A 25601-nucleotide genomic window follows, 5' to 3' on the forward strand; every position below is an offset into this window, starting at 1 on the left:
TTAGTAGTAGCTACCATTTCTACTTTAATACCATCTAATTTACTTAAAGCGTTTTGTAAATAAGTTGCAAATACATCCATTGGAGATTCATCTGTACCATAAGTTAATCTTAAAGTAATTTCAGATTTTCCTAATTCTTTTAATCCTTCATCTAATGCAGCTTGAGCAGCTTTTTTATCATATGAAGTATAAGTATCTGCTTCATCACGGAAATCTTTTCCTTCTGGAGAAATTGATAATCCTGATGGAACAAATCCTGAAGCAGCTTGTGAACCATCTTTTAAGACGTTTTCACATAAATCTTTTCTATTGATTGCTAGTGAGATTGCTTTTCTTACATTTAAGTTAGCTAAATCACTATTTTGGAAGTTTACTGAAATATAGAATAAGTAACCTTCATTAATTTGTTTGAATGAATCATCTTTTTTGTATTTATCAACTAAGTCTGAGTTGATTGGAGCGAAATCAGTTTCACCTGCTTCGAATGCTTGAGCAGCAACTTTTGGATCTTGAACTAATTTCATTACTAATTTGTCAATTTTAACTGTTTTAGCATCATAATATTTATCATTTTTTTCAAATTCAGCTACTGAACCTGGTTCCCAGTTTGTCATAGTGAAAGCACCATTTCCTAAAATAGTTTTAGCACTCTTACCATATTTGTCACCTTGTTTTTCGCAGAACTTTTCATTGATTGGATAGAAACATGGGAATGACATTAATTCATCAAAGAATGAAACACGAGTAGTTGTAGTAACTTCTAATGTTTTATCATCGACTGCTTTAACACCCATTGCATCTAAATCAGCATCTGTAATATCTTCTTCATTGTCAATTTTATCTGACATTTCTTGTGCCCCTACAATACTTGCAATACCATCACAGAACATGTAGTAATATTGACCTTTCTTTTGGAAGATTCTATGCCAAGCATAAACGAAATCATTTGCAGTAACAGGATCACCGTTAGCCCATTTAGCATCTTTTCTGATTTTGTAAGTATGAGTTAACCCGTCATCTGAAACTTCAGAAGATGAAGCAACACCATTTACGATATTACCTTTCTTATCTGTTTTCATAAGCCCATCAATAACAGCATGCATTGCTGTAAATGAGCATCCGTCATCGGCATCTGATGAATCTAAGTTTTTAATATCTAATTCACTTGAGAAAGTGTAAGTAGATGAATCTCCTCCTGATCCCCCACAACCAGCAAGAGTTAGAGCCATCATAGCACAAAGCACCATTGATAATAGTTTTTTCATATTCTCTCTTCCCTTCTTAAATTATCTTTTGTGCAATAAATCGACATGTTGTATACAATTTATCGATTTATTAACTTCATAATAGTGGATTAGTCTTTAAAAGTCAATACTATTTTGGATATTTGTATACAATGCAATATATTAATTTATTACCGTGATAGTTTTTTATTAAAAAAGACATCATATTTTCTTATTATGCCTTTTCTCTTTTTATTCAGTTTTTTCTACATATTCAAAAGAAATTGTTCTACATGGTTTAATAACTAGATTTTTTACTTTTGGATTTTGTAATGTTGCCGCTCCTTTTTCAAAAACAGGAATATATGCATAATCAGCTAGTAAGATTTTTTCTGCATCTTTCATTTTTTGCCAACGAGTATTAGCATCAGATTCATTAGCAACTTTATCCATTAATGCATCTAATTCACTGTTTGTATATTTACCATAGTTGCTACCATTTGTTGATAATGCAATTGTTAAATAAGTTGTAGGATCTCCATAATCCGGTCCCCAACGTGTTACTGCTAAATCAAAATCACCATTTTTTTGTTTGTTGTAAATACGATCTTGTTTAGTAGTAGCTACCATTTCTACTTTAATACCATCTAATTCACTTAAAGCATTTTGTAAATAAGTTACAAATACATCCTTTGGAGATTCATCTTTACCATATGTAAATCTTAACGTAATTTGATCTTTTCCTAATTCTTTTAATCCTTCATCTAAAGATTCTTGTGCTTTTTTCTTATCATAAGATGTAAAGTTTCCAGAATCTTTTCTAAAATCAACGCCATCTGGACTCGTTGCTAAACCAGAAAGAATAAATCCTGTTGCTGCAAAAGAACCGTCTTTTAATATTTTTTCGCATAAATCATTTCGATTAATTGAAAGTGAAACTGCTTGCCTGATATTCGCATTAGCAAGATTTGCATTTTGAAAATTCACAGATAAATAATAAAGGAAGCCTTCTGGTACTTGTTTAAAAGCTTCATCATCTTTATATTTATCTACCAAATCCTAATTGATTGGTGCATAGTCTGTTTCTCCTGCCATAAATGATTGAGCCGCAACTTTTGGATTTTGAACAAGTTTCATCACAAGTTTTTCAATCTTTACAGTTTTTGCTTCATAGTAATCTTCATTCTTTTTAAATTCCGCAATAGATCCTGGTTCCCAATTTGTCATAATAAAAGCACCATTTCCTAAAATAGCTTTTGCGCTTTTACCATATTTATCTCCTTGTTTTTCACAAAACTTTTCATTAATTAGGAAAAAACATGGAAATGCCATTAATTCATCAAAGAAAGAAACACGTACAGTTGTTTTTACTTCTAAAGTATAGTCATCGATTGCTTTTACACCCATAGAATTTAAATCATCATCCGTAAGTTCTTCACCTGCATCAATTTTATCTGATAACTCTTGAGCCCCTTCAATACTTGCAATTCCATCTGCAAACATATAATAATAACTTCCCTTTTTTCTAAAAATACGTTGCCATGCATAAACGAAATCATGAGCTGTTACAGGATCTCCATTTGTCCATTTAAAATCTTTTCGAAGTTTGTAGGTATGTGTTAAACCGTCTTCAGACAATTCTTCACTTTTAGCAACCGCGTTTACGATATTTCCTTTTTTATCTGTTTTTGTAAGTCCATCGATTACTGCATGAATTGCCTTGAGTGAACATCCATCATCTGCATCTGACGAATCTAAATTTTTAATATCCAATTCACTTGAATACGTATAAGTCGTTATGTCATCTCCATTTGATCCAACACATCCCGTTAATGTTAAAACCATTAAACAACATAAAAATAATGAGAGTATTTTTTCATATTCCCTTTCTCCTTTTTTATCAAAAAAAGAAGTAGATTTCTCTACTTCATTATTTTACTACACTCATGGCAAGAGCTAAAGCTCCAACAACCCCAGCATTATCCCCTAATTCTGGATAAACGATATAATCTTTAATTTTATCAGTAGTCACTTCTTCTTTTTGAATATAACCATTTAAGAATTCTTGAGTATATTTATGAATCATTGGAAAAAGTTGTTTTTGATGCATAACACCACCACCTAGAATAATTTTCTTAGGTGAAAGAGTTAAAATATAATTTGCCATCGCTTGTCCAATATAATAAGCTTCTAAATCCCATGCCGGATGATCTCCTGGAAGTTCACTTCCTTTTACTCCCCATCTTGCTTCAATGGCAGGACCAGCTGCTAAACCTTCAAAACATGTTCCATGATATGGACATTTTCCTGAATATTTATCATCTTCTCTAACAATCATTTTCATATGTCCCATTTCTGGATGAAGTAACCCGTGTACAAGTTTACCACCAACAACGGCTCCTCCACCAATTCCTGTTCCAATTGTAAGATAAAGGGCACTGTCTAATCCTTTTGCCGCACCAAATGTTGCTTCACCTAAAGCAGCCCCATTAACATCTGTATCAAAAGCCATAGGAATGTCATATCTTTCTTTTAAAGCACCCATAATGTTATAATTATTCCATCCTGGTTTAGGTGTTGTTGTAATATAACCATAAGTTGGACTTGTAAGATCTGGATCAATAGGTCCAAAACTTCCTACACCTAATGCTTCAATTTCTTTTCCATCAAAGAATTTAAAAACATTTTCCATTGTTTTTTCAGGTGCTTCTGTAGGAAATGATTCTCTTTCTAAAACTTCTCCTTTTTCATTTCCAATACAAACTACAAATTTAGTTCCACCTGCTTCAATTGCTCCTAATTTCATTATTATATCTCCTTTTTTCCTTTACTCTTATTTTAAACAACTCTGATTATAAAGTAAATATGCAATTATAAATTGAAAAAGAGTTACATGATTTAGATGATAACTCTAAATTCATGAACTCTTTTTTCATTAATTATCTAAATATCTTGTATAACGATCTACATGTAATAATCTGTTAGCATTATCTACACGTTCTTTAGTTGGAGGTTTTATTCCTTCTAATTGATAAGGAATCTTCAATTCTTCCCACTTAAAGACACCTAAAGTATGATAAGGAAGTATTTCTACACGATAAACATTAGAAAGGGTAGAAATAAAACGATCTAATTCAATTAAATCTTCATCATAATCACTTCTTTCTGGAACAAGAACATGTCTAATCCAAATTGGTTTATTAATTTCAGATAAATACTTTGCCATATCTAAAATATTTTCATTACTTCTTCCTGTAAGTGCAATATGTCTTTCATTATTGATTTCTTTAATATCAACAAGTAATAAATCTGTATACTCCATCAGTTCATTAAATTTAGAAAAGAAAGGTTCTTCTCTAGTAAAACATCCACCACTGGTATCAATACATGTATTGATACCTTCTTTTTTTGCAAGTTTAAATAATTCTAAAACAAAATCTATTTGAGCTAAAGGTTCTCCACCACTAATCGTAATGCCCCCTTTTTTACCCCAATATGTTTTGTACTTCATTGCTTGTTGAAGCGCTTTTTCAGGAGTATATTCTTCGTATTTCTTTGAACCCCATGTATCAGGATTATGACAAAATTGACATCTTAAAGGACATCCATGTAAGAAATAAATATAACGTACTCCTGGACCATCGACTGATCCAAAGCTTTCTATTGAATGAATTCTACCAATTGTTTCCATTTTTCCTCCGTAACAAAACAACCTCATAAGAGGTTGTTTTCATTATTTGATTAAGTTATTGATTACATATGTTCATGACAAGTTCTTGCGATAACATCTAATTGTTGTTCACGAGTTAAGTCAATGAATTTAACAGCATATCCAGATACACGAATTGTGAAGTTTGCATATTCTTCTTTTTCTGGATGTTCCATAGCATCAATTAATTTTTCAGTTCCAAATACGTTAACATTTAAGTGATGAGCACCTTGTTCAAAATATCCATCCATAACTTGTACTAAGTTATTAACTCTTTCACCTTCATCATGTCCTAAAGCATCTGGGTTGATTGTTTGAGTATTAGAAATACCATCCAATGCCCATTCATATGGTAATTTAGCAACTGAGTTTAATGAAGCTAATAAACCATTTTGTTCAGCACCGTAAGATGGGTTAGCACCTGGTGATAATGGTTCACCTGCTTTACGTCCATCAGGTAATGAACCTGTAGCTTTACCATAAACAACGTTTGAAGTGATTGTTAAGATAGAAGTTGTTGGTTCTGAATCTCTATAAGTATGATGTTTTTTGATTTTAGCTAAGAATTCACCTAATAACCATACAGCGATATCATCAGCACGATCATCATCGTTACCATATCTTGGGAAGTCACCTTCAACTTCATAATCTACTACGATACCATCTTCATCTCTGATTGTTTTAACTTTAGCATATTTGATTGCGCTTAATGAATCTACTACATGTGAGAATCCAGCAATACCAGTTGCGAAAGTACGTTTTAGATCAGTATCAATTAATGACATTTGTGCAGCTTCATAATAATATTTATCATGCATATATTGAATTAAGTTTAATGTATTAACATAAAGATCTGCTAACCATTCCATCATTTGGTCATAACGTTCCATAACTTCATCATAGTCTAAGTATTCAGAAGTAATTGGACGATATTTTGGAGCCACTTGATCTTTAGTTTTTTCATCAATACCACCATTGATAGCATATGTTAAACATTTAGCTAAGTTTGCACGTGCACCAAAGAATTGCATTTCTTTACCAGTTTGAGTAGCTGATACACAACAACAAATTGAGTAATCATCTCCCCATACAGGACGCATTACATCATCATTTTCATATTGGATTGAGCTAGTATCTACTGAGATTTTAGCAGCAAAACGTTTGAAGTTTTCTGGTAATGCTTTTGTATATAAAACTGTTAAGTTTGGTTCTGGTGAAGGACCCATATTTTCTAATGTGTGTAAGAAACGGAAACAGTTTTTAGTAACCATTGAACGTCCATCAGTTCCTAAACCTGCAACTTCAAGTGTAGCCCATACTGGGTCACCAGAGAATAATTGGTTGTAAGAAGGAATACGAGCAAATTTAACCATTCTACATTTCATAACGAAATGGTCTACTAATTCTTGTGCTTCTTCTTCTGTTAATGTTCCGTTAGCTAAATCTCTTTCTACATAGATATCTAAGAAAGTAGAAATACGTCCAACTGACATTGCAGCACCATTTTGAGTTTTGATTGCAGCTAAGTATCCAAAGTATAACCATTGGAATGCTTCATGAGCATTTTTAGCTGGTTTAGAAATGTCATATCCGTAGATAGCAGCCATTTCTTTCATACCTTTTAATGCTTTTACTTGTTCAGCAATTTCTTCTCTTTTACGAATGATATCTTCAGTCATTGATCCACTACCACAATGATTGAAATCATTTACTTTTTGTTCAATTAAGAAATCAATACCATATAAAGCAACACGACGATAGTCACCAACAATACGTCCACGTCCGTATGTATCAGGTAAACCTGTAATTACTTTATTATGACGAGCTTTTTTAATTTCTGGTGTATAAACATCGAATACTGCTTGGTTATGTGTTTTATGATATTTTGTGAAAATTTCATGTAATTTTTCATCTGGTTCATATCCATAAGTTGCAGCAGCTTGTTCTGCCATTTTGATACCACCATAAGGCATGAAAGCTCTTTTTAAAGGTTTGTCAGTTTGTAAACCAACAACTTTTTCTAAATCTTTCATTTCTTCATCGATATATCCAGGACCATAAGCAGTAAGTCCACTTACTACTTTAGTTTCACATTCTAATACTCCACCTTTAGCTCTTTCTTCTTTTTGTAACTTTTGAAGTTTTCCCCAAAGTTTATTAGTAGCTTCTGTAGGACCAGCTAAAAATGATTCATCTCCATCATAAGGTTTATAGTTATCTTGAATGAATTGACGAGTGTTTACTTCTTCTTTCCAAAGTCTTCCTTTAAATCCGTTCCATTCTTCATTGAATTTATCTGTTAAAGCCATTTTGTTTATTTCCTCCTAAATCAAAATTCCTTCATAATTATAGCACTTACATTTTGCATAGACAACAAAAACTTAAAGAAAATGATGAGCGCTTACATAATTATTTTACAAGTTTAGTATAACAGGAATCATTCCTAAAATCCAATCATATGCTCTTATAAAGAATATTTATTTTTTCCTAGCTTTTCTAATTGATTTAGTATATAGTTTACGTAGACATTTTAGGAGGCTTTTTTATGACATTAACAAACCAAGCTTTATCAAGCGCTGCTGATAAAGATTTAGAATTATCAAAACAAGTATGTCGCGAAGCAGTAAATGAAGTAATTGAGAAAAATCATTTAACATTATCTCCACAATTTACGCAAAATCTCGTTGTACATCTTGCAATTGCAATACTTAGAATCAAAACAAACAATTACATTCCTTTAAGTCAAGGACAAATCACATCATATAAAGCAAACACTAACTATGATTCAGCAGTTGAAATTTGTAATATTCTTAGTAAAAAATTTGATATTGAATTTCCAGAATCAGAATTAGCACTTATTTCAATGTACCTATCTAAAAATAACGTATTAGATGTTGAATTTAATGCTGGTGTTAATTTATTAGATGATGAAATTATTGATGTTCTACAAAACACTTTAGATTCTTTATTTAAACAAAAAGGTATAGATTTAAGAAATAATGAAAAATTACTTGTTTCTTTAGGATTACATTTAACACCTGCACTTGATCGATTATTAGATGATAGTCAAATCGAAAATCCTTTAACTGCAAAGATTAAAGAAAGACATCCTAAAGAATTTGCAATGGCAGAAATCTTAAATGACGCTATTGAATCTATTTATCATAAAAGATTTACTGAAGATGAAGTGGCTTATTTTGCATTACACTTTATTGTTTCAGCAAGACAAAAATAGAAGTTCACATTGAACTTCTATTTTTTTATAAATATTTACCTGTAATACTCTTTATATTATTTTTTATTTCTTCAACACTACCAGTAGCTACAATCATTCCACCATCTTGACCACCACCTGGTCCCATATCAATTATATAATCCGCATTTTTCATCACATCACGATCATGTTCAATGACGACGACTGTCGCACCTTGATCTACAAGTGATTGAAAAACTTTAACTAATATTTGAACATCTAAAGGATGTAATCCAATCGTAGGTTCATCAAAGATAAAAATTGAATCATTTTGAGACTTACTCATTTCACTTGCAAGTTTTAAACGCTGTGCCTCTCCACCAGATAAACTTGGTGTTTCCTCACCCAATGTCAAATATCCTAAACCTAAGTTTTCTAATACTTCCAGTTTTCGATAAACACCTTTTAAACCTTGACAAGCTTCTTTAGCAAAACTCACATCCATTTCCATCAATTCAGGTAAAGAATACTCTTTCTCTTTTGACGTTTTATATTTAATAAAATAACTTTCTTTATTATATCTAGAACCATGACAATCAGGACAAGTCACATGAACATCTGGCAAGAATTGTATATCCAAACTTAATGTCCCTGTTCCATCACAAGTTGGACATCTAAGCTTTCCTGTATTATAAGAAAAATCTCCTGCTTTATACCCCTTAGACTTAGCGCTTTCTGTTTTGGCAAATCTTTTTCTAAGTTCATCATGAACATTAATATAAGTAGCAACAGTCGAACGAATATTAATACCAATAGGTGAAGCATCAATCAGTTTAATATGTTCTATTCCTTCCATTTGAACATCTTTAACATGATCAGGTAATGATGAGTCATTGATTTTAGTTTGAATCGCTGGTAACAAGCTTTCTAGAATCATCGTTGTTTTTCCAGAACCTGACACTCCTGTAACAACCGTTAATTTTCCTTTAGGAATATCTACTTCTAAAGGATGGACTGTATGTATTTGATTTGTTGAAAGATGAATTTTCCCAAATTCAAATAGTTGTTCAATTGGAGATATTGGACGCATTTTTTCATCATAATGATTTGTAAGGAATGGCCCAATCATTGACTTTTTATCATTTTTAATTTGTTCTATTGTTCCTTCCGTAAAAACATAACCTCCATTTTTTCCTGCTTCTGGTCCCATTTCAATGAGCCAATTCGCTTCTTTAATAATTTCAGTATCATGATCTACTAATAAAATAGAATTTCCATCATGAATTAAATCATTCATGACTTCTATAAGTCCATAAATATTAGAAGGATGTAATCCAATAGAAGGTTCATCTAAAACATAGAGAATACCTGTTGTACGATTTCTTACTGCTCTAGCAAGTTGCATACGTTGTCTTTCTCCTGTTGAAAGTGTAGAAGCAGCTCTATCTAAAGAAAGATAGCCCAATCCTAAATCTAACAGCCTTTTAGAAACATCTAAAAACGAATCACAGATTTCACGAGCCATTGGCTTCATTTCATCAGGCATTGAATCTGGAATATCTCTTACCCATTCTACTAAATCATTTAATGGCATTTGACAAGCTTTATCTAAACCAATTCCTCTAATCAAAGGTTTTCTTGCTTCTTTTGATAAACGTGTTCCCTGACATTCTGGACAAATTTCTTCTTTTAAAAACTTTTCAACTCTTTTCATTCCTTTATCATCTTTAACTTTTGATAAAGCATTTTCTACTGTATAAGTTGTATTAAAATAAGTAAAATCCATTTCTCCTGCATGATCTGTATTTTTAGCCTTATAAAAAATATGTTTCTTTTCCGCCGGTCCATAATAAACAATATTTTTTTCTTCATCAGTTAATTGATTAAAAGGCACATCTGTTCTTACTCCCATAGCACGACAAACATCTGTCATCAAAGTCCACATTAATGAGTTCCATGGAGCGACTGCTCCTTCATCTATGGTAAGTGTTTTATCAGGAACAAGCGAATCAATATCAACAGTTCTAACAATTCCTGTTCCACCACATTTAAGACAAGCTCCTTGACTATTAAAAGCTAACTCTTCAGCACTTGGTGCATGTATTTTTTCTTTACAAATTGGACAGATGATTTCTTTTTCAGCCGCCACATTTAAAGTTGGTTCAATATAATGACCATTTTTACAACAATGCTTAGCAAGACGTGAATACATGAGTCTTAAACTATTTAAAAGTTCTGTCCCTGTTCCAAACGTACTACGAATACCTGGAACAGATGGTCGTTGGTGAAGTGCTAAAGCCGCAGGAACATAAAGAACTTCATCTACTTGTGCCTTCGTTGCACTCGTCATACGCCTTCTTGTATAAGTTGATAAAGATTCTAAGTATCTTCTTGAACCCTCACTATAAAGAACACCCATGGCTAGTGATGATTTTCCTGACCCTGAAACACCTGTAATAGCAACTATTTGATTTAATGGTATATCAACATTGATATTTTTTAAGTTATGTACTTTTGCACCTCTTACTTTTATTTTCTTTGGTGTATTTCCCATATAATCCCTCATTTCTTCTTTAGTTATATATTATTTTTGGAATAAAAAAGTAAATGATATTCATTTCGAATACCATTTACATATTTTTCATTTTATACCTGTATTTTGTAAATAACATTAAAAAATTAAAATTACATCCAACTTATTTTTTAACTAAAGAACATCCTGCACTTGTTCCAATACGATCAGCTCCAGCAGCAACGATTTTCACCATATCTTCAGGTGTTCTAACACCACCTGCAGCTTTTACTTTTGCTTTTCCATGAACAGCTTCTTTCATGATTCTAACATCTTCAATTGTAGCCCCTCTTGTTGAAAAACCAGTACTTGTTTTTACATAATCAGCTTTTGCTTCTACGCATAATTCACATGCTTTTTTAATTTCATCTTCTGTAAGTAAACAAGTTTCTAAAATAACTTTTACTAATGTTCCATTAGCAGCTTCAACTACCGCTTTAACATCATCTCTTACTAAATCATAATTTTTATCTTTTAAAGCTCCGATATTCATTACCATATCAATTTCATCAGCCCCATTAGCAATCGCATCCTTTGTTTCAAATGCTTTCACTGCACTTGTATTAGCCCCTAATGGAAAACCAATAACTGTACATACATTGACATCACTATCTTTTAGATAGTCTGCACAATAAGCAACATGGCATGGATTAATACAAACACTTGCAAAACCATATTCCATTGCTTCATCACAAATTCTTTTAACTGTTTCTAAAGGTGTATCTGCTTTTAAAACAGTATGATCAATCATTTTGTTGTAGTTCATTTTCTTCTTCTCCTTCGTATACTCTTTTAATAGCTTTTAATGCTATCGCTTTATCTCCTTCATACTCTCTTTGACCAACTTCTAAGGCAATAAATTTTTCATGACCTTTTCCTAATAATAAAACAACATCTCCTGGACTTGCTTGTTCAATGGCTTGTTCAACAGCTACTGCACGATTAGGAATAATAATGCTTGGAATATCTGTAATCTCACTTTGAATTTCTTTACAAATTTCCTCAATATTTTCTCCTCGATCATCTAATTCAGTCAAAATCACATGATCTAAATATCTATTGGCCAATGCTCCTATTTTCTTTCTTCTTGCCATATGTCTTTTACTTGGTGCTCCTAAAACAGCAATAATATTTCCTCTAGAAACACGATCTGCAAATTTAAAAACATTTTCAAAATCTTTTGTATGACAACAATAATCGACAATAATCGTAATTTTATGTTTATTAGGAATAAGCTCCATTCTTCCATTAACTGGTTTTAAATCACTAATGGCTTCAATGATCATGCGATCATCAAATCCTAAACCAACAAGTACTCCTACCGTTGCTAGAACATTATAAATATTAAAATCAGCAATTGTTGGACAAACAATATGATATAGATTTCCTTTTAATGAAAGATCAAATTCACTATGATCAATATAAAGTTCTATATTTTTAGCCATAATTTCACTTTCATTTTTAATACCATAAGTCATAATTCTTGCTTTCGTAGCTGCTTTAAATTCAGCAAAAACTTCTTCATCTTTATTTAAAACAGCAATCGAATTTGTAGATAACATTGAAAATAATTTTTTCTTACTTTCAATATATTGTCTTCTAGTTCCATGAAAATCTAAATGTTCATCAGAAATATTTGTTAAAACAGCAATATTAAAATCGACTGCATCAATTCTTTTAAGTGCCAAACCATGACTACTTGCTTCCATGGCAACAACCTTAACACCACGTCTTGCCATATCAAACAATTTCTTTTGTACATATAAAGTTTCTGGCGTCGTATAAGGGCACTGTTCTTCTACCCCATCATACTCTAAAGAAATTGTTCCCATGTAAGCTGCTTTACAATAATGATCCATCACACTTTTAACCATTGAAGCAACAACTGTTTTACCACTTGTTCCAGTCACTCCAACAACACGCATTTTCTTACTTGGATAATCATAGAATACATTAGAAACTCTATTTAATTCATCTAAAGCATCTGCTACCTTAATATAAATAATGCCTGGTTGTTTTTCTATATCCTTGCTATGAACAATAACTTTTGCTCCTTGAAAAATAGCATCATCCACATAACGATGTCCATCTACACTCAATCCTTCAATACAAAAGAATATAGAATAGGGTTTTACATATCTTGAATCACTATGAATTGAGTATATTTTCATATCATTATCAATATTAAACAACTCATTTAATCGTTTCATTATACCACTCTTCCAATTAACATTTCATCATATGAATCAATTATAACATTCTTCAATTGACCTATCAATTGTTCATCACTTTGTACTTTTATAAGTAAATAATTATCTCCATGTCCCACATAATATCCATGATCTTCTTTTTCAAAAAGAACTCTTAAAGTTTTACCAATTTGAGATTTTGCATAATTTTCATTTAACTCATGAGATAATGCAATCAATCGATTAACTCTTTCATGTTTAATTTTTTCATCAACTTGTACCATACGTGCTGCTGGCGTTCCTTTACGCATAGAATAAGGGAAAACATGAAGTTGTGTATATCCCACTTTTTTAATAAATTCATAAGTTTTTTCAAACTCTTCTTCGCTTTCTCCAGGAAAACCAACAATGACATCTGTTGTAAAAACAATATCAGGAATCAATCTTCTAATTTTTGATAATTTTTCATAATATTGTTCACAATTATATTTTCTATTCATACGTTTAAGTGTTTCATCACACCCAGCTTGAAGCGGTACATGTAAATGATCCACAATAATTTTAGATTTTGAAATTAAATCAATAATATCATCAGTAATTTGACTTGTTTCAATAGAAGAAATACGAAGTCTCTTTAATCCTTCTATTTTTGTTAAATCTACTAATAAATCATAAAAACTATAATTTTCTAAATCTTCACCATATCCTGCTGTATGAATCCCTGTTAAAACAATTTCTACATATCCTTTAGCTACTAATTCCTTTGCTTGTTTAATAACACTTTCTGGTTTTCTAGATCGCACTCTTCCTCTAGCATAAGGAATAATACAATATGTACAGAAATTATTACATCCATCTTGAATCTTTAAATAAGCTCTCGTATGTAAAAAACGATCAATATTTAAATCTTCAAATTTTCTTAATTGTTTAACTTCAGAAACTTTCACAATTCTTTCATGTGTTTGTTGATACTTTTCTACTAAATCAACAATTTCATTTCTAAATTGTGTCCCTAAAATGATACTTACACCTTCAATTGCTTCAATATCTTGAGGTGCTACTTGACTATAACATCCAACAACACAAACGGTTGCTTGAGGATTTTTACGAATTGCTTTGCGTATCATTTGACGAGATTTACTATCTCCTGTATTTGTGACAGTACATGTATTAACAACATAAACATCTGCCACTTCTTTAAAATCAACTTCTTCATATCCTGCTTCTTCAAACATATTTAGCATTGCTTGAGATTCATAGGAATTAACTTTACATCCTAATGTATGGAATGCAACTTTCATTCTTTCACCTACTTTAATTTTTTCATAATTTTTTTATGTACTTTATCACTTAAATAATTTAATTCATGTAATTGATTTATAAATTGTTGAGGTTGTTTATAATAAGTCATAATTTCTCTTATATCATCTAAAGATGTATTTCCTTGGAAATATTTATCAATTATTGGAAAACTATCTACTAAACCATATTCTTTCTTATCAAAAATATAGATTTTCTTTAAACCATCATAATAATAATATTCATAATTTTCATCTTCAGCTATTCCTTTTAAAGAAGAAAAAGCAGAACGTAATACTTTTAAACCATAAAGTTGATAAGGAATTTCTATATTTCTTTGATAATCTTTAACATACAATTGATGTTGTTTTAATGTTAATAACATATAATTATTTAAATATCTTTCATTTACAAAAGGTTCTAAATAAGGAATTAAAATAATTTGTTGATCAGCTTTCATAAGTTTTAAATTTTTTAACGTTTCACTAATAATACTATTAAACATTTTTTGTTTTTCTTCATAATTTAAATATTGAATAGCATCTTGTGTCTCATAAACAAATCGCTTATATTCCCCTTCTATTTTTGTCTTATTATAAATACCATTTAAAATCACTTCATATTTAAACATTTCTTCTTCATTTGTCATTTTAAAAGCAAAACCATCTTCAAGAAAAGTATCTTTTTGCCCTTCAATAAGACGAAACAAATCACATTTTTTTAATTTTAACTCTACCCCATATTTCTTTAATAATTTAATCATTTTATAAGCTCCCTTGAATAACCAATGACACTCATTAAATAAAGTGGTGCTGTTTCACTTCTTAAAATACGGTTACCTAATGAACAACATTTAACGCCCATCTCGTTTAATTCTTGAATTTCACTTTCATCAAAGCCACCTTCACAACCAATAATAATCAATAATTGATCCCCTGCTTTTAATTGTTGTAAAGTATGAAATAATTCACCATGTTCATGTTGTTTAGCAGTTTCTTCATAAGCCACTAAATTATAATCTTTTAAATAGGGTTTTAATTCTTTAATTGTTTTTACTTCTTCTATTGAAGGTATTCTATTTCTTCCTGATTGTTCACTTGCTTCTTTTAATATTTTTTGATAGCGGGGCAGTTTTTTATTGAATTTGTCTTTAGTAAGTTTAACAACACATCTTTTAGAACTTAATGGAATAATATGATGAACTCCTAACTCACAAGCTTTTTGTAAAACAAATTCAAATTTATCTCCTTTAGGTAAAGCATAAACAAGTGTAACTTCTACATCTAATTCATTATTAATATCTAATTTTTCAATTGGTAAAATTGCACCTTCTTGAACATTTTCAATTAAACATAAATATTGAATATGTTTTAAGTCTACACAAATAATTTGATCACCATTTTTATTACGCATTACTTTTTCTATATGATGTTGATCACTACTTTCTATTTTGAAAGATTTATTTAATTCGATATTTTCATTTATAAAATATTTTTGCATCGTCTTTCACCCCAACATATTCTAGCATAATATTTCCCCAAGAAAAAACAATTTTACATTTTTATTTATATTCCTACAATTTCAAAAAGAAAAGTACGATTTTTCGTACTTAATTAGCTATTATTTTCTTTCTAAATACAAAATAGTTTTATAAAAAAAGAAGTAGCTTTTATACTACTTCCTTATTGAGCTTTTAAAACAAATCCATCTTGATAATCAACTTCTACATGTTGTCCTTGATGAACTGTTCCTTTAATAATTTCTTTAGCAAGTTTTGTTTCAATTTGAGATTGAATAAATCTCTTTAATGGTCTTGCTCCATAGATTGGATCAAATCCTTCTTCTTGAATCATTTGATAAGCTTGATCAGTTAAAGAAATCGTAATCTTTTTATCTTGTAAACGATGAACTAATTGACCAATAAATTTATCAATAATTTTTCTTACTACTGAACTATCTAATGAATTAAACATAACAATTTCATCAATACGATTTAAGAATTCTGGTTTAAAGTGCGCTTTTAATTCTTCTTTGACAAGTTTTCTATTTTCTTCATTATTTCCTTCTAATAAATATTGAGAACCAATATTGCTTGTCATGATAATAATTGTATTTTTAAAGCTAACTGTATTACCTTTACTATCTGTAATACGTCCATCATCTAAGACTTGAAGTAAGATATTGAAAACATCAGGATGGGCTTTTTCAATTTCATCCAATAATACAATACTATAAGGATGACGTCTTACTGCTTCTGTTAATTGTCCACCTTCTTCATAACCAACATATCCTGGTGGAGCTCCTACTAAACGAGAGACACTGAATTTTTCCATATATTCAGACATATCAATACGCACAATATTCTTTTCAGTATCAAATAATTGTTCTGCTAAAGCTTTAGCCACTTCTGTTTTACCAACCCCAGTTGGACCTAAGAATAAGAAGGAACCAATTGGTTTTTCTTCATCATTGATACCAGCACGGCTACGTAAGATAGCATCTGTTACTTTAGTGATTGCATCATCTTGACCAATAACACGTACTTTTAATGTATCATCTAAGGCTAAAAGTTTTTCTCTTTCAGAAGCCATTAATTTATTCATTGGAATACCTGTCCATCTTGAAATAACTTCTGAGACATTATCAACAGTTACTTTTTCTTGAAGTAAAGCATCATCCGATTCTTTTGCTTCAAGATCAGCAATTTCTTTGGTGATTTTTGGAATATCACCATATTGAAGTTTAGAAGCTTCTTGTAAATTACCTTCTTGCATATATTTATCTTGTAAAGCTACAAGTTTATTTTTTTGATTCTTTAATTCTTTAATATGATCTAATGAAGACTTTTCTTCTTTCCATTTTGCTTTTAATGCTGTTTCTTGTTCAGTTAAAGAAGCAATACGTTCTTTAATATCATTTAAACGTTTTACATTATCTTCATTACTATCTTCTTTTTCAATCGAAATTCTTTCCATTTCTAATCGATTCTTTTCACGTGTAATACCATCTAATTCTTCTGGTAAAGAATCAATTTCCATACGAATTGAAGCACACGCTTCATCGATTAAATCGATGGCTTTATCTGGTAAGAAACGATCCGTAATATATCTTTGTGATAAATTAACAGCCCCAATAATAGCACTATCATTGATTTTAACCCCATGATGTCTTTCAAAAGAATCTTTTAAACCACGTAAGATAGCAATACTATCATCAATTGTTGGTTCATCAACTTGTACCTTTTGGAAACGTCTTTCAAGAGCCGCATCTTTTTCAATATATTGTCTATATTCATCTAAAGTCGTTGCTCCAATACAATGAAGTTCACCACGAGCCAACATTGGTTTTAATAAGTTAGCAGCATCCATCGCACCATCTGTTTTACCAGCACCAACTAATTGATGGATTTCATCAATAAATAAGATGATATTTCCATTTGCTTTTTTAATTTCACCTAAAACTGCTTTCAATCTTTCTTCAAATTCACCACGGTATTTAGCACCAGCTACAAGTGAACCTAAATCAAGTTCATATAAAGTTTTATTTTGTAAAGAAATTGGTACATCATTTTTATAAATACGCCATGCCAATCCTTCAACGATGGCTGTTTTACCAACACCTGGTTCACCAATTAAAATTGGATTATTTTTTGTTTTACGTGACAAGATTTGAATGACACGACGAATTTCATCGTCACGTCCAATAACTGGATCTAATTTTCCATTTTCCACATCTTTTGTTAAGTCACGTCCATATTTTTCTAATACTTCATAAGTATTTTCTGGATTTGGATTATCTACCATATGATCACCCCGCATTTCTAAAATTACCTTTTTTGTATCCTTTTTATTCATACCTTCTTGGTTCAATAAATCTTTGACCCAATTTTCATTTATTTCAAATAAAGCCATAATGACATGTTCTACAGACATATATTCATCTTTAAACGATGTCATTTGACTATTTGCTTTCGCAAGTAAATCATTTAAGCTATAGCTTATTCTCATGCTATTGACATCAATATTTTCAAGTGTCGTTTTTTGTTGAAGCCTTTGTTCTAATACTTGAATGAAATGATTTTTATCTTTATTTAGCTTAGATAACACCCTTGGAAAAATACCACTACTATCATTCAATAAAACATACAATACATGTTCAATGTCAATTACTTGATGCTTATAACTTAATGCTAATTGACTTGCTTTTTGAATTGCCTCTTGCATCTTGGCTGTAAATTTTTCGATATCCATGTTATCACTCTCCTTTAGCACTCCTTTATCCCTAGTGCTAATTTTATTATATTCATATTTTTAGCACTGTCAACACATAAGTGCTAAAAAATTAAAAAAATCCTCTTTAAAGGATCCCCTATTCTATATTATTTAACACTAATAAAACTATTCAATTAGCCCTAATAACCAATTTCGTGCATTAATACGTCGTATTCCTTCATATTGCACTTCAGGATCATCATCCATTGTAAGAATAACTTTAGGGTAATTCTTGAATAGCTTGAAGATGTCTTAACTCTCTTTGAAGTGTTTTTTCATCACGTACAGTTAATGCAACTTGATAGTATTCGATACCTTTAGAATTTTGCGCAACAAAATCCACTTCAAAATGATCAACTTTCCCTACAAATACTTTATTTTCTCTTCTTAATAATTCTAAATACACAACATTTTCTAAAATATGTCCAGCATCTATTTTTTGTGTTCCTAGTAACATATAGCGCATTCCAATATCTACAATATAGTACTTTTCAAGTATCTTCAAATATTCTTTTCTTTTGCATAACCATACTTTTAATTGCTTCACATTTTCATAATTTGTTCTTTTTATAGAGGTCATTCTTTGTATATTGGTTGTGGGAAAGTACTTTGGAAAATACTTGTTGCTTTAAAGAGACGAAACATTCATTTTTTAAATAAACAGTTATGTGTTCTTTCTCCTTTTTATTGGTTTAATACCGGTAGAAAAAGTATTCACTTTGCATGCCTTTTACCTCAAATCATGACATTTCCAATTTGTTTATTCTTTGGAACAACTGTTATTGGTATGATTTTGTTTACTTTTAAATCAAAATCAAATTGAATCGAAAAAATTATCAATGTGATTGCTCTGGATGTTTTATTTTAGATGTTCTTAGTCTTTTCTTTTTTGATAAATAAAAAAGTGAGATCACCTTGATCCCACTTAAAACTATCTTTCTTCATAATTCACTGCTTCATCGACTCGTGTAAGTATTCCTGCAAAAAGATTGAGTTCTTTAGCCGTTCTTCCTCTTAAGACATATCCTTCACAACGACATTTTATATATTTACCATTTTTTAAACGTGCACGATATGTTAAATCATGACATTCTTTCTTTCCAGAGAAAACTGCTTCAATATCTTCTTCATATTCTTTACAATCATCTGGATGAATATGTTCTTCCCATATTTTACCTGCATCATACATATATTCATAAGGTAAATCAAAGTCTTTGACAGCTTGTACGGACCATCTTGAAACATTTGTTTCCATATTACATATATAAGCATAGCGGTTGATTGATGTTTGAGAAAAAGCATCAAAAATACGACTATCTAAACCACTTTTATCAATATGATTACTGTATTTAGGTCGTCTTTGATCAATATAATGTTGCATTTTAAAATGATACATTTTTTTATCAGCAAGACTTAAATATTCACTAATTGTTTTATTTTCTTTTTTATCAATATCCACACAACCAAAACTAAAATCACATGGATACGGTACTTTCTTTTTCATTTCTTCTCTAAATTGTAAGCGTATTTCTAGTAGACGTTCTTCACATATATGTGCATCTTCTTTTTTAGATAAAATAAGTAGTTCATCCCCACCAATTCTAAAAATAAATTCATCTTCTTTTAAATTCATTTTCAAGATTTGACATACTTCTTTAATATAGCGATTTCCTCCAGAATGACCATAATTATCATTTACATACTTCAAACCATCAATATCAATAAATACAATGGCACAAGGAATATCTTTATCCCAAAGCTTTTTAATCATTTGATTAAAAGCACGTCGATTCGCAGTTCCCGTTAAGACATCTGTATTACTGATATGTTCCATCTTTTCTCGATAATGACTTAATTGATCAATCATTTCATTAAATGAATCAGAAAAGCTTCCTAAGCTTGAAACATGTTGTTTATAATCACCTGCCGCAACTCTTTGAGCAACCCATGATAAATGCTTTAAATTACTTTGAATGCTTTTAACAGGAGCCGATAAATAATTGTGAGATATAGAAAATTCTTCATCTACTTCTCCTTGGGCCATTTTAGATAAAACAATCTTTTCATCTTTGATCACTTCACCTAAATATTCAATTCCATCTGCAAGCTGTGTTACATCATCTGAAAGTTCATCACGACAAAGTGTTGCTTCATCTGTGTTATATAAAAGTTGTTTAATGTAATCTAAGAAAAGTTCTTGATCCTTATCGATCATCATCTACTGTCCCTTTAAAACGACATACTCTACTTCCACTAGACCAGCAATCAACTTCTCTTACTTTAAAAGGCTTCTTGGTATATGCTTCTAAAATTCCCGCAAAAAAACCTTCATCATATTTACATACAACTTCACCTGTTGGTGGCAATCCACTACAATCAAGATCTTCATGAATTGTAATTACAAATTCACCTTTTTCAAAGTCCACTTCTTCCATTCTTAAAATACCTACTTTTAAAGTTTCTAAAGTTTGAGCAAGCGTACTTACAAATGTACTTTCATCAGCATCAAGAGGCAATGCATTTTTCGCAAATTCACATCCTGCAAGATAACCAGCTTGTCTAAAAATTTCATCTGTTTTTTCAATACCAAAATTTTTAAACAAGACATCATTCATACTGTATTCTAATAATCTATAGACAAGAACCGGCATCTCCTCACCTAAATGTTCTCTTCCTTTTTTGATATTTCCTAATTTATCCCATTCAAATTGATAATGGCTTTCAAGAGATACTTCAAAGATATTTTTCATATTTTCCCTCCTAACATTCATATAAATATTTATCTTCATTATTCCTGAAGTTCTTTTTTCTCTTTGAAATTTGTTTAAGTTCGTAGCTTATTATATCATCATAATTTTAAAATACAATTTCAATTGTAAGCGTTATTATAAGGATATAAAAATATCTTTTTTTTCAAGAAATTGCATGTCAAAAAAAGAAATATTCTCTCTATAAAAAAAGAAATAAAAAGAAAATGAGTTTTGTCATTTTCTACGTCTTGTTTCTTTAATAACCATAATAATGATATTACACTATAATAGACCCATTACAATGATCCTATTTATTTCATCTGAAAAGATTTTACTTGTTTCTAAAGCATATACATTCTTTTCAAATAAAAACATAAAGTGTTTTCTTCATTTTTCCCCTTTTCAATAAATGTTTCTAATTTAAAACATTGTATCATTTGTTTTTAAAAATCTTCTATTTTTGCACAAAAAGTAATAAAAAAAGCACATTTGTTTTGTTTTTTAACAATTGTGCTTTTTTTACACGTTTATTTTTCCCCAGCTAATGTTTTTAATGCTTTTAAAGAATCTACGTTTTTAGAATATAATGTAAAAGGAGCAGAAGATGTATCTCCAATAGTCGTTAAATCATGCCCTTGTTTTTTGCATTCATTTTCTAAATAAGCTTTATGTTGGAATGAATTTAAATCAATTTCACCATTATTTAAAGCTTCATTAGGTAAATTATAAGCATCTAAAACTTTTTGTATAGCTCTAAATGTATCTGCTGAACCACATATACCAATTTTGATAACTTTTTTCCATCTTTGCTTGATTGATATCCTTCAATATCTTTGACAAAGTTTTTGCATTTGTATCTATAAATTGACAAAATTGTTCTTTGAATTTTGACATATAATATAACTACAATTATAATCAAATTCTATTTATTACATCATTTTATAAATTTCAAAATTCCTCCAACTTAAAAAACATTAAAATACTTTTCTATTTTAATGTACCCTATTTCATAAAAGACTTTTCCACATGTTAAAAAGCACATTTGTTTTATTAACTAACAATTGTACCTTATAAATGATCATTCATTCTTTCTGAACTATAATACTTATGATATCTTTCAATAATTTCTTTTCGTCCTCTTACTCTAATTGGTATTCTTATATCATTACTAAGAATAAAATCTGTTTTCGCATCTTTTATATAATCCATATTAACAAGATAACTTTGGTGACAACGAATAAATCTTTTTGAATTAATCGTTTTTTCTAATTCACTCAACTTTTCTGTTGTTTGAATCACTCTACTATCTTTTAAATGAATATTTAATACATGTTTATCACTTTCAACATACATAATATCATTAATTTCAAGATATCGATGTTGTTTTTTAACTTTAACAGCAATTCTTTTTTGAACACTTCTTTGTAATACTTCATCTAAAAGCAATGTTAATTTATTTGTATCATAAGGTTTTAACAAATATCCCGCTACATATACTTCATAACTTTCTACCGCATAGTCTGCATGAGCTGTAAGAAAGATGATTGGTGCTTTAAATTGAATATCTCTTAATTTTCTAGCTATCTTCATTCCATTCATAATGATATCTAGAAATAAGAGTTCTACTTCAATATCATCTAATAAATTATCTCCTAATTCATATTCAAAGATTTTAAATTCTTCTTCATTATTTTCAAAATATGTTTGTATAACAACTTTTAAAAGCTATCGATCCAATTTACTATCATCACAAATAGCTATTTTTCTCATAACATACTCCTCAATACTTTGATTTTATCGATAATAATATATCTCTCCTTTATTTTTGGTAAGAAATTTTTATAAAATATTATTTTCATATCACGAAAACAATATTTCATTAAGAAATTAGTGTTATAATGACTAAAAGGAGGATTTTTATGAATAATGTTATAATTAGTGATTCGATTAAATATATTGGGGTTGATGATACAACACTTGATCTTTTTGAAAGTCAATATATTGTACCTAATGGGGTTAGTTATAACTCTTATCTTATTTTAGATGAAAAGATTGCAGTTATGGATACAGTTGATGCAAGAAAGACAAAAGAATGGTTTGATAATTTAGATAAGGAATTAAAGGAACATGTTCCTGATTATTTGATTGTTTCTCATTTAGAACCTGATCATTCCGCAAATATTCAATTATTTACAGAAAAGTATAAAGAAGCAAAACTTGTTTTAAGTGCCAAAGCAAAAGCGATGCTTCCTCAATTTTTTAATATTGAAGGATTAGATGAAAGATGTATTGTGGTTAAAGAAGGAGAAGAATTAGATTTAGGAAATCATCATTTGAAATTTATCATGGCACCGATGGTGCATTGGCCTGAAGTAATGGTTGAATATGAAACAACTGAAAAAATATTATTCTCAGCAGACGGCTTTGGTAAATTTGGGGCTTTATCACATGATGAAGATTGGGCTTGTGAAGCAAGACGTTATTATTTTAATATTGTTGGTAAATATGGGGCTCCTGTACAAACTTTATTAAAAAAAGCCAGCACTTTAGATATTAAAATGATTTGTCCTTTACATGGTCCTATTTTAAAAGATAATTTAGGATATTATATTGATAAATACCAAATTTGGAGTAGTTATCAAAGTGAAGATGAAGGTGTTTTAGTGGCCAGTGCTTCTATCCATGGAAATACCAAAGAAGTGGCTTTAAAAGTAGTTGATTTATTAAAAGAAAAAGGTGTTAAAGTTGCCTTCACTGATCTTACAAGAGATGACATGGCTGAAGCAGTTGAAGATGCTTTTAGATATTCTAAAATGATTTTAGCTGGAGCTACTTATGATGGTGGTGTCTTTAGTCCAATGGAAGATTTCTTACATAGATTACAACATAAAGGATATCAAAATAAAACTGTTGGACTTATTGAAAATGGTTCTTGGGCTCCTCTTGCAAATAAAGTGATGAAAGATATGCTTACTCCAATGAAAAATATTACTATTTGTGAAAATACGGTCACAATTAAATCTACTTATAAAGATGAAAATCAAGAGGCAATTAATCAACTTGTTGAAGAAATATGTCATTAAAAAAATCAGCTATTGCTGATTTTTTTTATATGATTTTTCCTTCAAAATGATCAAGTTCATGTTGAATGATTTGAGCTGTATACCCTTTAAACGTTTTAATTTTCTTTTTAAAATCTTGATCTAAATAACTTACTTTGATACTTTCATATCTTTGTGTCTTTCTTACACCTTGTAATGATAGACAACCTTCTTCTGTTTGATACGTTTTTCCACTTGTTTTTAAAATAACAGGATTAATTAAAATAAGATATTTATTTTCATCTAAAACAACCATCATTGTTTTTAAATATCCAATCATATTCGCTGCCATACCAACACATTGTTCTTTGTAAGCTTGAATTGTTTCTAATAATTCATTGGCGATATATAAATCCTCTTTTGTACATGACTTTGATTTTTGTTTTAAAAAGAATTCATCTTTAATAATTTCTTTAACCATTTTTACCACTTATTATAATGAACAACAGCTTCATCATAATATTCTTCTTTCTCTTTAATTTCATCTAGAGGATAACCAAAAGCAATAATTGAATGAGGAATTTGATCATTTGGTAAATCAAACAATTTACTTTGGGCAAAAACACGATCCATTTGTGGCCATGTACCAAGCCAAACACTTCCAATACCTAAAGACCAAGCTGCTAAAATCATATTTTGTCCAGCAATAGAACCATCTACAGCAAAATAATCTTTAGAGAATTTAAATGCTTTTGAGTAATCTCCACAAATTAAAATAGCAAAAGCACATTCAAGTAATGGTTTCGCTGGTACACCATTTGCTTTATACATTTTATGAAGAACTTCTGGATCGTCAACAACGATAAATGACCAATCTTTTGAATTAACACATGTTGGTCCTGACATTCCTGCTTTTAAGATTGTTTTGATGTCTTTTTCATCTACTTTTTGATTTTTAAATTGTCGAACACTTTTTCTTGTAAAAATTGTTTCTAATGTATTCATTATTGCACCTCTTTATATTTAATTGCTCTTGAAGGTTTTGAAGCAAAGCTTTTGATTTGAGGAACAATTGTTATAAAGTGTTTTGTTTGATTATGTTCATCAATTGCTTCTTGATTTTGCCATTCTTCAATAAAAGTAAAATGACTATCATCATTAATATCTTGATAAAGATGATAAGAGATATTTCCTTTTTCTTCTCTACTTAAAATAATAAGTTCTTTTGTAAGTTTTAAAAATTCTTCTTGATATTCTTCTTTAATATAATTTTCTGCAACAATTTTAATCATAGTATACCTCCGTTAGTTGATATATCAACAATATAATAAAATATTCTATTTGTCAAATAAAA

At 29.9% G+C, this 25601-nt stretch carries 22 protein-coding genes and 1 pseudogene; 3 read left to right on the forward strand and 20 right to left on the reverse strand.

Annotated features, from left to right (window positions below):
• The 5 genes and pseudogenes from OCV55_RS10415 to pflB all read right to left on the reverse strand — a co-directional run.
• A partial coding sequence (locus OCV55_RS10415; RefSeq protein ID WP_147580595.1) for a peptide ABC transporter substrate-binding protein occupies positions 1-1265 on the reverse strand: 1265 nt, incomplete at its 3' end.
• Between the two features lie 210 nt (positions 1266-1475).
• A pseudogene (locus OCV55_RS10420) lies at positions 1476-3068 on the reverse strand (peptide ABC transporter substrate-binding protein).
• 85 nt (positions 3069-3153) lie between these two features.
• The gene (locus OCV55_RS10425) at positions 3154-4029 is read right to left on the reverse strand and encodes an ROK family protein (RefSeq protein ID WP_147580572.1); all 876 of its coding nucleotides are present in this window, start codon (positions 4027-4029) and stop codon (positions 3154-3156) included.
• Between the two features lie 129 nt (positions 4030-4158).
• Positions 4159-4914 (reverse strand): pyruvate formate-lyase-activating protein, encoded by a 756-nt coding sequence (gene pflA / locus OCV55_RS10430; RefSeq protein WP_147580573.1) that lies wholly within the window; start codon positions 4912-4914, stop codon positions 4159-4161.
• A gap of 62 nt (positions 4915-4976) precedes the next feature.
• Entirely contained in the window at positions 4977-7241 is a 2265-nt protein-coding gene (pflB, locus tag OCV55_RS10435; protein ID WP_032089796.1) for a formate C-acetyltransferase, read from the reverse strand.
• A gap of 236 nt (positions 7242-7477) precedes the next feature.
• On the opposite strand from pflB, the gene OCV55_RS10440 reads away from it, so the two are divergent.
• The gene (locus OCV55_RS10440) at positions 7478-8167 is read left to right on the forward strand and encodes a BglG family transcription antiterminator (RefSeq protein ID WP_052010826.1); all 690 of its coding nucleotides are present in this window, start codon (positions 7478-7480) and stop codon (positions 8165-8167) included.
• A 25-nt stretch (positions 8168-8192) separates the two neighbouring features.
• Here the strand turns inward: OCV55_RS10440 and OCV55_RS10445 are convergent, their stop codons facing one another.
• The 8 genes from OCV55_RS10445 to OCV55_RS14145 all read right to left on the reverse strand — a co-directional run bounded on the left by OCV55_RS10445 (position 8193) and on the right by OCV55_RS14145 (position 18961).
• Positions 8193-10679, reverse strand: coding sequence for an excinuclease ABC subunit UvrA (locus OCV55_RS10445; RefSeq protein WP_147580574.1), 2487 nt, complete (start codon positions 10677-10679; stop codon positions 8193-8195).
• A 142-nt stretch (positions 10680-10821) separates the two neighbouring features.
• Positions 10822-11463: a deoxyribose-phosphate aldolase gene (gene deoC / locus OCV55_RS10450; RefSeq protein WP_022002489.1), complete on the reverse strand. Its 642-nt coding sequence runs from the start codon at positions 11461-11463 to the stop codon at positions 10822-10824.
• Entirely contained in the window at positions 11441-12907 is a 1467-nt protein-coding gene (locus OCV55_RS10455; protein WP_147580575.1) for a UDP-N-acetylmuramoyl-L-alanyl-D-glutamate--2,6-diaminopimelate ligase, read from the reverse strand. Before OCV55_RS10455 ends, deoC begins: the two co-directional genes overlap by 23 nt.
• Entirely contained in the window at positions 12907-14187 is a 1281-nt protein-coding gene (mtaB, locus tag OCV55_RS10460) for a tRNA (N(6)-L-threonylcarbamoyladenosine(37)-C(2))-methylthiotransferase MtaB (RefSeq protein ID WP_022002491.1), read from the reverse strand. Before mtaB ends, OCV55_RS10455 begins: the two co-directional genes overlap by 1 nt.
• Positions 14188-14195: 8 nt before the next feature.
• Positions 14196-14948, reverse strand: coding sequence for a hypothetical protein (locus OCV55_RS10465; RefSeq protein WP_147580576.1), 753 nt, complete (start codon positions 14946-14948; stop codon positions 14196-14198).
• Positions 14945-15685: an RsmE family RNA methyltransferase gene (locus OCV55_RS10470; RefSeq protein WP_147580577.1), complete on the reverse strand. Its 741-nt coding sequence runs from the start codon at positions 15683-15685 to the stop codon at positions 14945-14947. The genes OCV55_RS10465 and OCV55_RS10470 overlap by 4 nt, the downstream gene beginning before the upstream one ends.
• Before the next feature lie 182 nt (positions 15686-15867).
• A complete protein-coding gene (clpB, locus tag OCV55_RS10475) occupies positions 15868-18435 on the reverse strand; it encodes an ATP-dependent chaperone ClpB (RefSeq protein ID WP_032089790.1) in 2568 nt (855 codons plus the stop codon).
• 241 nt (positions 18436-18676) lie between these two features.
• On the reverse strand, positions 18677-18961 hold the full coding sequence (locus OCV55_RS14145; protein WP_394802867.1) for a DUF4143 domain-containing protein: 285 nt from the start codon (positions 18959-18961) through the stop codon (positions 18677-18679).
• A gap of 78 nt (positions 18962-19039) precedes the next feature.
• On the opposite strand from OCV55_RS14145, the gene OCV55_RS10485 reads away from it, so the two are divergent.
• Entirely contained in the window at positions 19040-19279 is a 240-nt protein-coding gene (locus tag OCV55_RS10485; protein WP_147580578.1) for a hypothetical protein, read from the forward strand.
• Between the two features lie 108 nt (positions 19280-19387).
• Here the strand turns inward: OCV55_RS10485 and OCV55_RS10490 are convergent, their stop codons facing one another.
• From OCV55_RS10490 to OCV55_RS10505, 4 genes are all read right to left on the reverse strand, one after another.
• A complete protein-coding gene (locus OCV55_RS10490) occupies positions 19388-20674 on the reverse strand; it encodes a diguanylate cyclase domain-containing protein (protein WP_147580579.1) in 1287 nt (428 codons plus the stop codon).
• Positions 20661-21206, reverse strand: coding sequence for a V4R domain-containing protein (locus OCV55_RS10495; RefSeq protein WP_147580580.1), 546 nt, complete (start codon positions 21204-21206; stop codon positions 20661-20663). Before OCV55_RS10495 ends, OCV55_RS10490 begins: the two co-directional genes overlap by 14 nt.
• A 527-nt stretch (positions 21207-21733) precedes the next feature.
• A complete protein-coding gene (locus OCV55_RS10500; RefSeq protein ID WP_147580596.1) occupies positions 21734-22027 on the reverse strand; it encodes a MetQ/NlpA family ABC transporter substrate-binding protein in 294 nt (97 codons plus the stop codon).
• A 247-nt stretch (positions 22028-22274) separates the two neighbouring features.
• A complete protein-coding gene (locus OCV55_RS10505; RefSeq protein WP_267309913.1) occupies positions 22275-22916 on the reverse strand; it encodes a LytR/AlgR family response regulator transcription factor in 642 nt (213 codons plus the stop codon).
• 209 nt (positions 22917-23125) lie between these two features.
• Between OCV55_RS10505 and OCV55_RS10510 the strand changes: the two genes are divergently transcribed.
• A complete protein-coding gene (locus OCV55_RS10510; RefSeq protein WP_147580581.1) occupies positions 23126-24289 on the forward strand; it encodes an FprA family A-type flavoprotein in 1164 nt (387 codons plus the stop codon).
• A gap of 25 nt (positions 24290-24314) precedes the next feature.
• Here OCV55_RS10510 and OCV55_RS10515 read toward each other — a convergent pair whose 3' ends face one another.
• From OCV55_RS10515 to OCV55_RS10525, 3 genes are read right to left on the reverse strand one after another with little or no spacing between them, the layout of a single operon-like run.
• Positions 24315-24728, reverse strand: a complete 414-nt coding sequence (locus OCV55_RS10515) for a peptide deformylase (protein WP_032089784.1) — start codon at positions 24726-24728, stop codon at positions 24315-24317.
• Positions 24729-24730: 2 nt separating this feature from the next.
• On the reverse strand, positions 24731-25252 hold the full coding sequence (locus tag OCV55_RS10520; RefSeq protein ID WP_147580582.1) for a nitroreductase family protein: 522 nt from the start codon (positions 25250-25252) through the stop codon (positions 24731-24733).
• Positions 25252-25539, reverse strand: a complete 288-nt coding sequence (locus OCV55_RS10525) for a putative quinol monooxygenase (RefSeq protein WP_147580583.1) — start codon at positions 25537-25539, stop codon at positions 25252-25254. Before OCV55_RS10525 ends, OCV55_RS10520 begins: the two co-directional genes overlap by 1 nt.
• Positions 25540-25601 lie beyond the last annotated feature (62 nt).

The sequence above is a fragment of the [Clostridium] ammoniilyticum genome, from assembly GCF_025566905.1.
GTDB classification, from domain to species: Bacteria; Bacillota_I; Bacilli_A; order Erysipelotrichales; family Coprobacillaceae; genus Faecalibacillus; species Faecalibacillus intestinalis.